The organism is Shewanella sp. (assembly GCF_048265805.1).
In the GTDB taxonomy this organism is placed as follows: Bacteria; Pseudomonadota; Gammaproteobacteria; order Enterobacterales; family Shewanellaceae; genus Shewanella.
On the sequence record NZ_JBLXAT010000009.1, the window covers coordinates 87,989 to 99,998 of the forward strand.

Sequence of the window (12,010 nt, forward strand, 5' to 3'; positions counted from 1 at the left end):
CCTTATGCCGCAGCAACAGAGGCGGCGAAATCGGCCAGATAGGTGTCAGTAATGCGTTGCTGGAAGGTCAAATCTTCCAGTGGTGGCACTGGCGTGTAGTCGTAATCGATATACAACTTGCCGTTTTTGAGGGTGTCGGCTTCGTTCAAGTCTTCGTTGTACCAAGCGGTACCATCAACGAGATAGCCTTGGCCTTTTAGCTCGCGAAACTTGGCGTTAATGCCTTCGATAATGTCTTTCACCAAGGTGGGGGTAAGCGGTTTATCCACGGCCCACATGTGCGCTTCAGCAATGGTGTCAGCCACAATCTGTGCGGTACGGGTGTAGTTTTCAAAGGCAAACAACGGATCGCTTGAACAGGTGCGCGAGCCCCAAAAGCGAAAGCCGTCTTGACGAATGAGGGTGGTGATCTCATTGCTGTTGAGATAGCCGGCGTCAGTATCGGGATCTTGTAAGTCCCAAAACACTTGCTTAGAAATACCGGTCACATTGGGCACGCTAACGTTTGATAGGGTTTTGTGCCAACCCACGGTTTTATCGATGTAGGCACGTAAGCCCAGCGCGTAAGCGGTGGCCGGTACAGCTTCGCTTTGCGCAGTATCGCTATTAAGCGCAATAAACTCAGGCCAAATCAGCATAATTTCACGGTCACTGAAGTTTTCACGATAAGCGACCACCGCTTCTTTAGTGGCGCAATCGTGTGGATAGGCATACACAAAGCCACGCAGCTTTTTAGCCACACTACATAAGGCGGTGGCAACGGGCAGGGTATCTAGCCCCGGTGCGCCCAGAATACGCGGCTTAACACCAAGTTGTGATTGCGCCGCAAGTAGCGCCTGCAGGCCAGTATATTGGCCGTCATCGGTGACGGTACCCACAGCATTGGCGGCCGTTTCGGCATCATCGGCACCAGTAGCCACACGCACCACTACCACCATGGTATTAACCACATTAGTAATCGCGGTGAGGGTTCGCTTTAACGTGCCATTGGTACCCGCAAGGCCAAGGGCATTTTTAGGGGTAGTTAGCAGCACCGGTTGGTTGAGCGGGAACTGGGTAGCATCGGCATCATCGCCAGTAGCAACAATCCCAATAACCGAAGTGGACACGGTACGGATAGTACGGCTGCCTTCGTTGATTTCAACAACGCGCACGCCGTGGTGGTATTCAGACATAAATTTGGCTCCATGAGGTTTGCAAACTCAGCATTAGCAGCCGTTAGCTTGCAAACCCAGTAGGAGCCGATCAAACGGTTATGGGGGTAACTCGAAGAGGGTAATAGCTAAATATGAAATACTTATTTTTAATTAACATCTTATTGAGTTTTATTACTGTTTCTGAAATTTAGGAAAGAAATTTCGTAATGCTTAATTTCACCACTTTCTCGGCAGTAGTATGCTTGATAGAACTTGAAATTATAATGAGCGTTTTCTTGAACCTTTTTTTCAATGATTTCAATGATTTTAGCTTTGTCTTTGTCGGAGGTGTTGATTCCGAATATAATCCCTTTTAAACTTTTAAAATCATATTCTAATGTTGTATCATTTTTTGAATAACTCCCGGACATGTTACATATTAACAGCCTGTACTCATTCTCGTATTTCCAATCTTTTGTTTTTTGAGTCACAGATTTGTAGAAGTTGTTCCAGTGTGATTTTCTCCATTTTTCGGTGTATTTTTGAGCTGAAGGGCTGGTGATGCCATTCCATGAAAACCAGTTTTTATATATGGCTGGCTCAGGTATTTGAGCTATAGATTCGAAAAAATTAAGTGCGTGGTATTTGTTCTTGTATTTAATAGGATGAAATTTAAACGGACATTTTCCCTTTAGTGCACCGTTAACCCCCCATCCTCGTATAGCATTGTTTAGCTGGATAATATTATTTCCATCTTTATCAAATTCGGCAGAAAAAATCATACAGACTCCTTTATGATTATCTCCGTAATTTCCCCATACAGATGAGTTTGAACATTTGCTCATGAAACAGGCCGTAAACCAATCAGGAAACATCAAATTTTCTAGTTTTTTGATATACAACCCACAAAAAGCAGTTGTAAACAGAGTTCTTTTAACGTTAGAAATTTCATGTGAAAGTACGTTCATAAGTTCCATTTGCTCTGAGAAAAAACTATCTCTAAAAAACAACTCTCTTAATTTTTGTTCGCCATGTTTTTCTTCTAATTGTTGGATTGTGGAAAATAGCGATTCATCTATCTTACCTAGGAAGGGTAATTCACATTTTTTGAATGGGTTTGTGATTTTTTTTGTTATTTCTGAAAGTCTTTCATATATGCAATGCAAAGCAAGGAAATGGACTGCTTTGAGATAGAATTGGAGTTCACTTTTATCAACTTTTTTTCTATGGTTAGATATTCCAGTTATCAGTATTTTTAAGTGTTTGCTGTTGAGGAATTGTTCTGAAATTATTGAAAATTCATCTTTGAAGTTGTTATTTAAGTCGTCGATGGTTAAACAGGTGTCTAGATTTTTATTTAAATCAAATTCATTGTTTTGGATTTGAAATCCTAAGCACAAATTCATTAAGCAAAGTAAGTAGTGATTAAAAAGATTTCGCCATAAAATTTCATCACCTTGCCAATAGATGTCTTTGAAACCTTCTACGGGATCATTTAGGATTTCCGGAGGGGCAAAGAAAATTGATTGTTTTTCAAGTTCCTTAAACTCCCCCAATAATCTGTTTATGCTTCGAAAACGATAGAATGTACTAATTTCCACCACGTTGTATATCTCATTCGACAACCAGTTGTAAAATTATGCATAACACGATCACACCGACCATAGCAAGAAAGTCATTCTTAAATCAGACAGGACTGCTAGATATCTCTTATCTCTTTTTGAATTTAAGCCGTCAGAGTAGTCACTACACTAATCACCGAATCAGGGTTATCCACTTGCCGCAGTTCCACTCGTACCGTTAGTTTGCCGCCGGCAGACGCGGAGATTTCCTTTTGTGCCGTTAATGGTTGCCACGCTGAAGATGGATTGCTGGTTGTGCCGCTCTTGCTGATCACCACAAAGCGGATCTCGGTGTTGTTCATGTTGGCAAATTGGCCGCTCCAATTACCAATACCGGTGACATAAGTGGTGCCACCGTAATAGGCCTCAACATAGCCGCTGGCGTAAAAGTAGATCGCCATTTTGTGGACACTGCCCCTGCCATCGTCGGTATACGCAGCATCAAGGAACGCTAGCGTGCCATCCCAAGGTTGTTTCTGCCACACCAACACGCCGTTGGCATAAACCTTGTCCATTTCTTGGCCGTTGGCGTAGACGGTACCCGAATCTGTTGGAATGGTGACACCACAAACAACTAGCGCCATGTGCTCAACTCCTTAGGCGTTTGCGCCATCGTTACGAATATACAAAGTGGTGCCGCTGATACGCATTTTTACCGCACCTTGGGTGGCGTTTGTTGCCATGGGTAAGCGGGCGCCAGCGAGTGTGCCCGAGGTAATATTGGCAGCAGAGTGGTTATGGCCTGCCGGTGTGAATGTGCTTGGCTTGCCACTGACTTCACCCCATGACGGCCAGCGGCTGGCATAGGCCGGAATACCCGATAGTTGACCCCAACTGTGGCTGTGGGATGATGCGGCCGCGCCAACATCGGCAGCGGTTAAGATGACGTGGCCGGTTCGGCCATTAACGGATGATACCGCATCAGTGTTGTCGACTTTATCCCACTTATCACCATTGGAGATCAGCCAGTCACCCACCTCAAAGTTGAGGCCAAAACGCGCGCCGGCTTGGCTAACAATGTAGTAATCCCCTTTTTTGGCAGGGGTAGTGGGCAATGCTGGTTCATTAGTGGTGGGGTTCCACAGCCCTTGGTACTCCACTTGGCCCAATACGGTATCGCTGATCTGACTGAGCGGGATTTTGGCGTTGCTATCTAAGGTTGCCACCCCGTTGGCATTGCCAAGCGTAGTTTGCTGTACATAGCGGCCATCGAGTTGCGCATTGGAACGCACTTGATTATCAGCGGTACCAGCGACCATGTAACCCGCAAGCGCATGATTGCCCCAACTCCATGCGGCGGTCCAATGGGCCACATCATCGGGGTTGGTATCACCAATGCGTTGATTAAGCATCTGGGTTACCCGCAGGCTGTGAGTGGCGCGGCTAGTATCATCCAGCGGCGTATCTTCACCGGTGAGTTTGAGCAGACCAGCCACTAAGGCGCTGCCCGGTGGCAGCATAAAGCCGGCATCACCGACAATCTCAATATTGGTGGCATCGGCTCTATCCAGCTTAATGTCTACCGCCAGCAATGCCACGGAGCCAGCGGTTTTCTCAACAATGGCTGACGCTTGAGAATACACAGCAATCAAGGTGCCATCGTCACTGAGTAGCCCAAAGGCGCGCATGCTGTAAACGTCTAGTGATTCATCCCGAATAGTCACATGAATGGTATCGGCCGCTACCAACTCGCCAGCGAAGGTATCGAGCCGTTTAATTTCAGTCGGCAGGCTGGTATCTGCCGCCGTGGCGGTGTAGTTGCTATCGCTAATGGCGATCTGCGTTAACTTAACGGCGTTGGTACCGTTGTTTTGTGCGTTGATAAGCGCTGCGCGCCCTGCATCAGTGATGATGATATTCATTGTGTTAACTCCAAACGGCGATAGATGCCAGCACGGCCAGCGGTAGCGATGGTGATACCTGCAGCGGCTTTTAATGAGGCGTTGACGGTCATGTAAGAGCGCGCGGGTTTAACGCGCGTTACTTCATCAACAATGTCTTGCTGAAACTGCGCGGTGATGCTGTCGCCATCCATATCGGGGGCATTGATAGTGATTTCAAAATGGTGCGGTGCGCCGTTGCGAGGTTCGCGCAATGCGACTGCAGCGCCGAAAGATTCCACCACCGTGCGAACAGATAACGCCGTGCCTTGGCGGCGCTTGGTATCAATGGCGGTGCGTAAAATGCTGCGGCGTACTGACTCGGGCCAGTAGGATTTCCACGTGGTTACCCCAAGCGACCACGCAAGCCACGGCAGCAGCTTGGTGGGGCAACTGTCGGGGTTCCATAAATCGCGCAGCGGTGTGGGTAAATCAGTGGCGCGGGTTAATACACGTTCAAGCCGGCGCTCTAATGGAGTGGTGTTAGGTGGCAACAGTGAATCACTCATTGAGCAATGCCTCCATAAGTCACATTGATGTTGTCACAGTAGGCGGCTTGGTTGACGTTGCAATGCACGTCCTCAGTAGGCGATAGCAGTTCAACACGTTGCACGCCGCCCACGTGTAGCGCGGCATATAAGCCTGATAGCGTAATGCTGCGGCCTAAGCGGCGGTTGTCATCAATGTAGACATTCACTGCTGCAATGGCGGAAGTGACCACCACCGTTGGATCTGGCCCCGCAAAGGTGTAAAGCAGTGCATCAATTTGGTAATTCACAATACTGGCGCCGCGAGTGTGCACGTTATCGGTCAGTGGGCGTAAATCTTCACCCGATAGCCGGGTGTTGACGGTATCGACCAGCTCTTGTGATGGTGCGCCGGTGCCATCGCGTGCTAATACGGTTACCGCTACATCACCGGGGCGGGGTGAACTTAGCCCCGCATTGTAGGTGCATTGCAGCACCATCACGTTGTCGGGGAGCTGCGCCGCCAGTTCGTCGGTTAACGCATAGGTGGCAAAGGTGGGGCTTTCCACGCTGGCATCCAGTACGCGGCCATCAACACTGAGTGCATGATAGATATAAGCGCGGGCAGGGCCGGCGACTGATAAGCCATCGAGCGAAAGCAAAATACGCTGGCGAAAGGCTTCATCACTTTCATAGGTGGCAGGCACTGGGATCACAGCATCAGGATCACCGGCATCAATCACCAACCTTGTTACGCCAAGCAAGGCCGCCAAATTATCTAAGTCGCTATCAATGGCGTAAGCCAACATCACCGCCTTGGCGGCATCGTTCACCCGCTGCCGTAGTAGGATTTCCCGATAGGCCACAATCTGCAGCAGCTTATTAATGGGCTCAGACTCTAACGCGAGTACCTCACTTAGGTTGGGGTCGAGATCAGTCAGTGCCGTTTGCATGCTGGTTAAGATGGTTTCGTAATCCAGCGGCTCAACAACATTAGGGGGCGGAAGTTGGTTTAAATTAATAACGCTCATGAGCTAAACCTTTGCGGTTGGTGCTAAGTGGTTGGGCTTGGGTTAGCCGTAGTTCACTTGAAACTGTTCATCGGTTTGGGTATCGGTGCGCTGTACATCCAACGTAATGGCAAGCTTGCCATTAAGGGCTTGGCTATCGAGCGCGACCGCATTGATTTGGATCCGCGGTTCCCATTGGGTTAGGGCATCCACCGTGGCGGCCATCAAGCGCAAGCGGGTAGCACCGTGCTGTGGTTGGTCAATCAATTGAAATAGCGCTGAGCCATAGTTGCGGCGCATTACGCGGCTACCAATGGGCGTACAGAGAATGTCTTGAATGCTTTGGCTGATATGGGCGCGGGTTGAAATACTGCGGCCTGTGGTCACGTTCACTGTGGGCCTCCTGTCATGCTGCCACCCGATTGCACACCACCATGTTTATGACCACCAAACTCAATACCATCAATGTTGGCGCCACCTTTGTTGGTGAGTTTGCCTTGATGATCAATCGCACCTTTAATGGCGGCGCCTTGGTTAACCGTGAGCTTTTTCGCCACGGTGAGGTTACCGGTAAAGTCGGCGTTAGGTGTGTCGATGGTGACTTGCTCTGAGGCGTTAACCAGTGCGGTTTTAATACCTTTGGCGGTGAGCGCGCTGGCTTCGGGGTCGTACTCGATGACGGCGCCATCAGGGTAAACCGTGCGGTGGCGGGTAGGGTGATCGTCAGGTTCAGGGAACGCATCACAATTTAATGCCTGCAACACGTAGGCGTTGGTGACATCACCAGAGAGTGACAGCAGCAATACTTGCTCGCCCTTGGTTGGGCGCCAACTGGTGCGGGCAGAGCCTGCACGATGGGTAAGATACGGGCGCCAGTTTGTGAGCAATTCGCCAGATTTAACGCGGCACTCACCGGCTCGGACTTCTTCAACAGTGCCCAAGCGCAGCAGGTTATCAATGCGCCGACGTAGGTCAGCAATAAGTGTGATGGCGTTCATAGCCATCATGGTCGGGGCTGTAAATCAGCGAGGCAAGTAGTTGTGGGGGTGACTGGACTAGAGTATGTTACCCATTAGAAATGCAACGCTCTGAGGATAGACTATTTGATGAAATATAGTGACCGAGATGGAATTATCTGGATTAAAATTTTTTATTTTATTGTTAATCGAACTAAACCTCGGTGCTTCTTAATAATATCTTTGGTCTTATTAGGTTTTATTGGCGCTTTTTTTTATCATGATTCAAATGTTACATACTTAATGATTGCATTCAGTATAGGATTGATACTGCTATATCTTTCATCATTTAAGCTGTTAACTGAGTGTGTCAGTGACTTAAAGTATGTACGCCAACCTGATAATAATTTTTATGAAAGATTTGATAATGGTGCAATGCCAAGCAAAGTTTCGAATATAAAACACATAAGATGCGTTGTAGCAAAAGTAAATAATGACTATTTAGTGAAAAGTATATTAGTTGTACTTACTTTTTTAGCCCCATTATTACTGTGGGGAGCGAGAATGTTTCTATTCTCTGAGTGAGTAACAGACATAGTTACTTCAACCAATCCAGAAGCAGTTCTTCCACTACTGCTAGTTCTTCCTTAGTAAACCCCAGCAGCTCACGCTGCGGGTATTGCACTTCGATATAACCTTCCAATCTCCCCCTTAGCCCGTATTGGTGCTCGCGTACCATGCGGCTGATAGTTGGCGTGAAACCTACCGTGGCCGCGTTAGCTGTGGTTTGCAGCTTAAGCCATTTACTGCGCACCAATTTTTGAAACATCAGTTTGCGTTTGATGTGTCCCGGTTGCGGTTTGCGCTCTATGTAGGTGCTGCCGTCTGGGTTCTTGTTGGCCTTGATGCGCTGCGCTTGGGATTTTCGCAGAGTAGTGGCGATCTGTTTGGCTAGCTGTTTGCGCGCTTGTGGTGATAGCGCAGCAATCAGCCCATCAAGCTGGTCGTTGAGGTGGTTTAAGCTGTCGGCGGCCATGGTGATAGCTCTTGGTTGGTGTACAAGGTGTAATCGCCGGTTTCATCAAACTGTGGTTCGGGCAGATGCTCGGCGGTGAGGTTGCCGTTTTGCTCGCTCACTTTGACGCGTTCGGTGAGTGCTAGGGTGATTTCAATATCGCATGTGGTGTGGTTAATCAGCTCAGCGCGAAACTTAAAGCCATTGGCGCGTTTATCGGGATTGCTCAGCAGCTCGGGTTGCTCGGTCGCTAGCCAGCCCAAAATCGGCACAATCAGACTATCCGCGTGGGCGCGGTAATCCGTCACCACAATGATGCAGTTAAATTGGTACTCATAGCTGAGGTTGCCTTTGGCGGCGGTGGCGATGATGTTGCCGTTCTCCACAAAGATATGCAGCGCTTCTGGGTGATGGCGCAGGTGCGGCACTGCTTGGCTGAGAAGTTCGCGCAGTTGTTGGGGCTTATTCATGTTGGCTTTGCTCCTGCTGGCGTTGGCAGTCCACAATCATATCGACTTGCGCGGCGCAGGCGTGCCACGCTTGTTCGAGTTGGTCGACTTCATCACTTAGCCCTTCGTTGCTCTTTGGGTTCGCTGGCGGAAGCGCGCAGGGGATCACGCGTGGACAGCCATTGTCGATAGGCGGCGCTGCCGGTAATTGCAGGCCGCTGGCGCAAGCGGATAACAGCAGCGGGCAGAGGAGTATCAGCCCACGCTTTAACATCAGCAAAGTCATGTTTGAGTTGCTCCAATTGTTGAGATTGCTGAGCGGCGAGGGTACTGGCGTCACTCAGACTTTGTTGCAGCGCGGCTTGTGCCGCTTGATTCTGCTTGGCGGTCTTTTGGATGGCATCGATACTTTGCTGGGACTGGGCAACGGCTAACTCTAACTTGCCGGCACGCTCGCGCGTTTCCAGCAAATCGCTATAAAGCCAGTACAGTGCGGCCAAACTCAGCAGCGCATAGATGGCGCCAGCAAGTAGCCCCTTATTCATGGCCGTTGGCCTTGAGTAGTGCCGCTAGTTGCTGATAACTGCGGGCCAGCTTGATGTCATAGCTGTTGGCCTGATAGTTAGAGCCGTTGTAGCGTTTGGCAAACTCGCTCCATTTATGTTGCTGCAGCGCTTGGTGCAGTTTGCTATCGGCGCTAATGAATTTCACCAGCGCGTTAAGCTGCTCGGCTTCGCTGGCATTCATGGCGCGGCTCATCGCGAGTGCCGACGCAAAGCCCAACAATTGCCAGTGCATGCCCATGATTTGGAACATGCCCCAGCTACAGGCTTCAATCGCTGCATCCATATCAATGCGGGCGGCATTGCGTAGGCGGCTGTATTCATTGACGCCGCCGATATAACCACCGGGCTTGCTGTTGCACAAGTTGGGGTAGCGTTCGGCCAGTGCATCGGCTTGGGCTTGGTCAGTCGCCGCTACTTGGCGATAGAAGATATGGCGCTCATACAAAATCACCGCTTTGCCGTTATCAAAAAAGCCACTGCCTTGAGATTCCACATCTGCCACGGCGCACAGGCTGGCGGTATCAACATCGAGTTGGCTAGCCGCTTTGCTGATATCGGATAGCGTGAGTGAGCGCGGCTCGTGTTTGTTGGTGAGACTGTCTACCGTGCGTTTGCCGGCATAACCCACCGGTGGCAAATCGTGACTCACTTGGTAGTTAAACACGGCGGTTTGGGTGTTGGCGCCAAAGTCGCCATCGACCGCTAATGCAAACCCTGCATTCACTAGCTGCTGTTGCAGCCATTTCACTTGATGGCCTTTGCTGCCAATCACTAATTTCATAAATCCTCCTAGCGTTTGCCAAGCAACACTTGGCTGATGCGTGAATAACGGGCGCTGGATTTAAACAACTCGGCCAAATTGCCATTGCTGCTAAATACCAGCACGGCCAACACCGCGTTAGTGAGCAGCACACTCCAATGGGTAGCGCAGCCCACATGCAGCAGTGCGATGATGGCTTGGCTGCCACAGGCCACGGTGAGCAGGTAGGCCAGCCATGAAATCCATGGTCGGTAGCCGCTTTTGACAAACAGCGCGAGGCGCAGAGCAATGGCGAGGCAGATTAGGGCGTTTAATATGGTCATTTCTTCCCCCTGAGTGAGCGAATGAAATCAAGCAAGGTATCGGGTTCGCTGGTGAGCTTTTGCAGCAGGCGCACCACACTGGCAGCAGCGATGATGGCCGCCATCGCGGGATTGACCGGCATGGCGCTGGGGAGCAGTAAACTCAGCGCATTAGCCGCCCATTGGGCGCATAACAGACCGCCCAAAAATGACGCGATAAACAGCGCGGCTTTGCGCCAATGGCCTGAGCTGTCATCGCTGATGATAAACAGCAGTGAGCCCGTAAAGGCGCCAATGACAATGCCGGAATCAATGCCTGGCAACATGGTGAGCAGCCCAGCAGTAAGCACATAACTGGTGGCGGTGGATGTAGTAATTGGTTCGCTCATGGTTAATCCCATAGGTTAATGCTGGAAGAACGGGCAGGCGCGGGCGCCACCTCAGGCAAAAGCACCGTGGTACCGAGCGGCAACACTGGGCCTTTACTGGCGAGATGCGGGTTTAGCGTTAAGGTGGCTTCGGTGACGTTTTGCGTATAACCAAAGTGGCGTTGGCAAATGGCATCCACGGTATCGCCTTGCTGGCTGTAGACGGTGAGCGGCATTTAGATCAGCTCCACGGTCACGTGCGTTAAGCCCATCAAGTCACGAATGGCAAAGGCGGCATCACGCTTGAGGTCGTTAACCGTTGATTGCTGCGCATCATCATCACCGACTTTGGCGGCGGTGCTGTCGTAATCGCTATAACGTTCATTGAGGTTGGCTTTAGTGAGGCAGTACACCGCGCGCAAGTAGAGGTATTGCAGTTCGGATGTGCCATTAATGCTGCGCGCCGGTACCGCATCGAGTGCGGCATAGCCTTTGTCGCGCTGGGCTTGCTGCCAACTGGCTAAGTCGCGATTGGCTAAAATCACTGCGTTAATGGTGGCATGTTGCAGTCGCTCAGCGGTGACGGTGCCATCTAGGCGCATGGTGAGCTGCAGTTGTTCGAGGTTGATGGCCGGCCAAAAGCCATCGTTAGTGACGGTGCCTTCACTGGCGGGCGCTGTGGCAATAAAACTCATTTGATGGCCTCCGCTGTATCGCGTAGGTGGACGGTGGGCCAGCCATCATGAACTTATGAACGATTCATTAGGCTGGCGCCGTCCGGTGCGCGTGGTCGCTCGGTTAGCTAGCGGTATTTCCGCTGTCTGGCTGTTGGTTTTGTAAGGTGCGGCTGAGCTTTTCCATTAGCTTTTTAACGCCCACTTTCTCGTTGTATTTGAGTGCGGTTTGGTAGGCATCAAAGGCGGGCTGCAGTTGCTCTTCGGCTTCTAAGGCTTCGCCATAGGCGCGATAAAGTTTGGCGCGTACTTCGTCGTACATATCGCTGTCTTTGGTGATACTAATCACTTGGGCGATTAACTCACTGCTGATGGCGTTATCACTGTCACGCAGGCGAGCAGCCACATCGGCCACCTCTTCGGCAAAGGTGCAGGGCAGGCCACGTTCAAAGCGATCGGGCATGGTTAAATCGTGCTGGATGGCATAACTGCCAAGTTTAAGCGCGGCGGCAATGTCGCCCACATCGATATCCCACAGCATCACGGTGGTGAGCACTTCATCTTGCTGGCCGGTGTTGGCCGTTAATACGCCTTCTAAATACGGTGCGTACTGCGGTAAGAACTGGCGCTTAGCTTGAATTTTGCGATCGATGGATTGCAGCGTTTTTAAGGCGCGGCGGTGCTCGGTGAGTTGCATCAACATCATTTCATACAGGTTGGCAGCTTTAGCATCTAAGGCGGGGTTATCCCCGCCACGTTTAGCCGCCAGCACTCGATCACGATGGGCTTGTGCTGGTGAGGTCAT

The 12,010-nt window shown here is 50.4% G+C and carries 18 protein-coding genes and 1 pseudogene; 1 reads left to right on the forward strand and 18 read right to left on the reverse strand.

Going from position 1 to position 12,010, the window contains the following annotated elements:
* Positions 1-2: 2 nt before the first annotated feature.
* The 8 genes from ACN0TT_RS08460 to ACN0TT_RS08495 all read right to left on the reverse strand — a co-directional run bounded on the left by ACN0TT_RS08460 (position 3) and on the right by ACN0TT_RS08495 (position 7,113).
* On the reverse strand, positions 3-1,175 hold the full coding sequence (locus tag ACN0TT_RS08460) for a phage tail sheath protein (protein ID WP_417761713.1): 1,173 nt from the start codon (positions 1,173-1,175) through the stop codon (positions 3-5).
* Positions 1,176-1,315: 140 nt separating this feature from the next.
* Positions 1,316-2,740 carry a DUF2971 domain-containing protein gene (locus ACN0TT_RS08465; protein ID WP_417761714.1) on the reverse strand — a complete coding sequence of 475 codons (1,425 nt, stop codon included), beginning with the start codon at positions 2,738-2,740 and terminating at the stop codon, positions 1,316-1,318.
* Between the two features lie 122 nt (positions 2,741-2,862).
* A complete protein-coding gene (locus ACN0TT_RS08470; RefSeq protein ID WP_417761715.1) occupies positions 2,863-3,342 on the reverse strand; it encodes a hypothetical protein in 480 nt (159 codons plus the stop codon).
* Between the two features lie 12 nt (positions 3,343-3,354).
* Positions 3,355-4,620, reverse strand: a complete 1,266-nt coding sequence (locus ACN0TT_RS08475; protein WP_417761716.1) for a hypothetical protein — start codon at positions 4,618-4,620, stop codon at positions 3,355-3,357.
* On the reverse strand, positions 4,617-5,147 hold the full coding sequence (locus ACN0TT_RS08480) for a phage tail protein I (protein WP_417761717.1): 531 nt from the start codon (positions 5,145-5,147) through the stop codon (positions 4,617-4,619). The genes ACN0TT_RS08475 and ACN0TT_RS08480 overlap by 4 nt, the downstream gene beginning before the upstream one ends.
* Positions 5,144-6,136, reverse strand: a complete 993-nt coding sequence (locus ACN0TT_RS08485) for a baseplate assembly protein (protein WP_417761718.1) — start codon at positions 6,134-6,136, stop codon at positions 5,144-5,146. The genes ACN0TT_RS08480 and ACN0TT_RS08485 overlap by 4 nt, the downstream gene beginning before the upstream one ends.
* A 42-nt stretch (positions 6,137-6,178) precedes the next feature.
* Positions 6,179-6,508, reverse strand: coding sequence for a GPW/gp25 family protein (locus tag ACN0TT_RS08490; protein ID WP_417761719.1), 330 nt, complete (start codon positions 6,506-6,508; stop codon positions 6,179-6,181).
* Positions 6,505-7,113 carry a phage baseplate assembly protein V gene (locus ACN0TT_RS08495; protein ID WP_417761720.1) on the reverse strand — a complete coding sequence of 203 codons (609 nt, stop codon included), beginning with the start codon at positions 7,111-7,113 and terminating at the stop codon, positions 6,505-6,507. Before ACN0TT_RS08495 ends, ACN0TT_RS08490 begins: the two co-directional genes overlap by 4 nt.
* 108 nt (positions 7,114-7,221) lie before the next feature.
* Here ACN0TT_RS08495 and ACN0TT_RS08500 point away from each other — a divergent pair, with 108 nt between their 5' ends.
* The gene (locus tag ACN0TT_RS08500) at positions 7,222-7,656 is read left to right on the forward strand and encodes a hypothetical protein (RefSeq protein WP_417761721.1); all 435 of its coding nucleotides are present in this window, start codon (positions 7,222-7,224) and stop codon (positions 7,654-7,656) included.
* Between the two features lie 13 nt (positions 7,657-7,669).
* On the opposite strand, the gene ACN0TT_RS08505 is transcribed toward ACN0TT_RS08500, so the two are convergent.
* The 10 genes and pseudogenes from ACN0TT_RS08505 to gpM form a co-directional block, all read right to left on the reverse strand.
* Complete coding sequence (locus ACN0TT_RS08505; protein ID WP_417761722.1) at positions 7,670-8,107, reverse strand: phage virion morphogenesis protein; 438 nt, start codon at positions 8,105-8,107, stop codon at positions 7,670-7,672.
* Positions 8,089-8,556 (reverse strand): phage tail protein, encoded by a 468-nt coding sequence (locus ACN0TT_RS08510; RefSeq protein ID WP_417761723.1) that lies wholly within the window; start codon positions 8,554-8,556, stop codon positions 8,089-8,091. Before ACN0TT_RS08510 ends, ACN0TT_RS08505 begins: the two co-directional genes overlap by 19 nt.
* Positions 8,549-8,809, reverse strand: coding sequence for an Rz1-like lysis system protein LysC (gene lysC, locus ACN0TT_RS08515; protein ID WP_417761724.1), 261 nt, complete (start codon positions 8,807-8,809; stop codon positions 8,549-8,551). Before lysC ends, ACN0TT_RS08510 begins: the two co-directional genes overlap by 8 nt.
* Positions 8,697-9,080, reverse strand: a pseudogene (lysB, locus tag ACN0TT_RS08520) (Rz-like lysis system protein LysB); the annotation flags it as partial. The gene lysC and the pseudogene lysB, both read right to left, overlap by 113 nt.
* Positions 9,073-9,882: an N-acetylmuramidase domain-containing protein gene (locus ACN0TT_RS08525; protein ID WP_417761725.1), complete on the reverse strand. Its 810-nt coding sequence runs from the start codon at positions 9,880-9,882 to the stop codon at positions 9,073-9,075. The gene ACN0TT_RS08525 and the pseudogene lysB, both read right to left, overlap by 8 nt.
* A gap of 8 nt (positions 9,883-9,890) precedes the next feature.
* Complete coding sequence (locus tag ACN0TT_RS08530) at positions 9,891-10,184, reverse strand: phage holin family protein (protein ID WP_417761726.1); 294 nt, start codon at positions 10,182-10,184, stop codon at positions 9,891-9,893.
* On the reverse strand, positions 10,181-10,552 hold the full coding sequence (locus ACN0TT_RS08535) for a putative holin (RefSeq protein WP_417761727.1): 372 nt from the start codon (positions 10,550-10,552) through the stop codon (positions 10,181-10,183). Before ACN0TT_RS08535 ends, ACN0TT_RS08530 begins: the two co-directional genes overlap by 4 nt.
* A 2-nt stretch (positions 10,553-10,554) precedes the next feature.
* Complete coding sequence (locus ACN0TT_RS08540; RefSeq protein WP_417761728.1) at positions 10,555-10,767, reverse strand: tail protein X; 213 nt, start codon at positions 10,765-10,767, stop codon at positions 10,555-10,557.
* Positions 10,768-11,226 carry a head completion/stabilization protein gene (locus ACN0TT_RS08545; RefSeq protein ID WP_417761729.1) on the reverse strand — a complete coding sequence of 153 codons (459 nt, stop codon included), beginning with the start codon at positions 11,224-11,226 and terminating at the stop codon, positions 10,768-10,770.
* A gap of 103 nt (positions 11,227-11,329) precedes the next feature.
* Positions 11,330-12,010, reverse strand: coding sequence for a phage terminase small subunit (gpM, locus tag ACN0TT_RS08550; protein WP_417761730.1), 681 nt, complete (start codon positions 12,008-12,010; stop codon positions 11,330-11,332).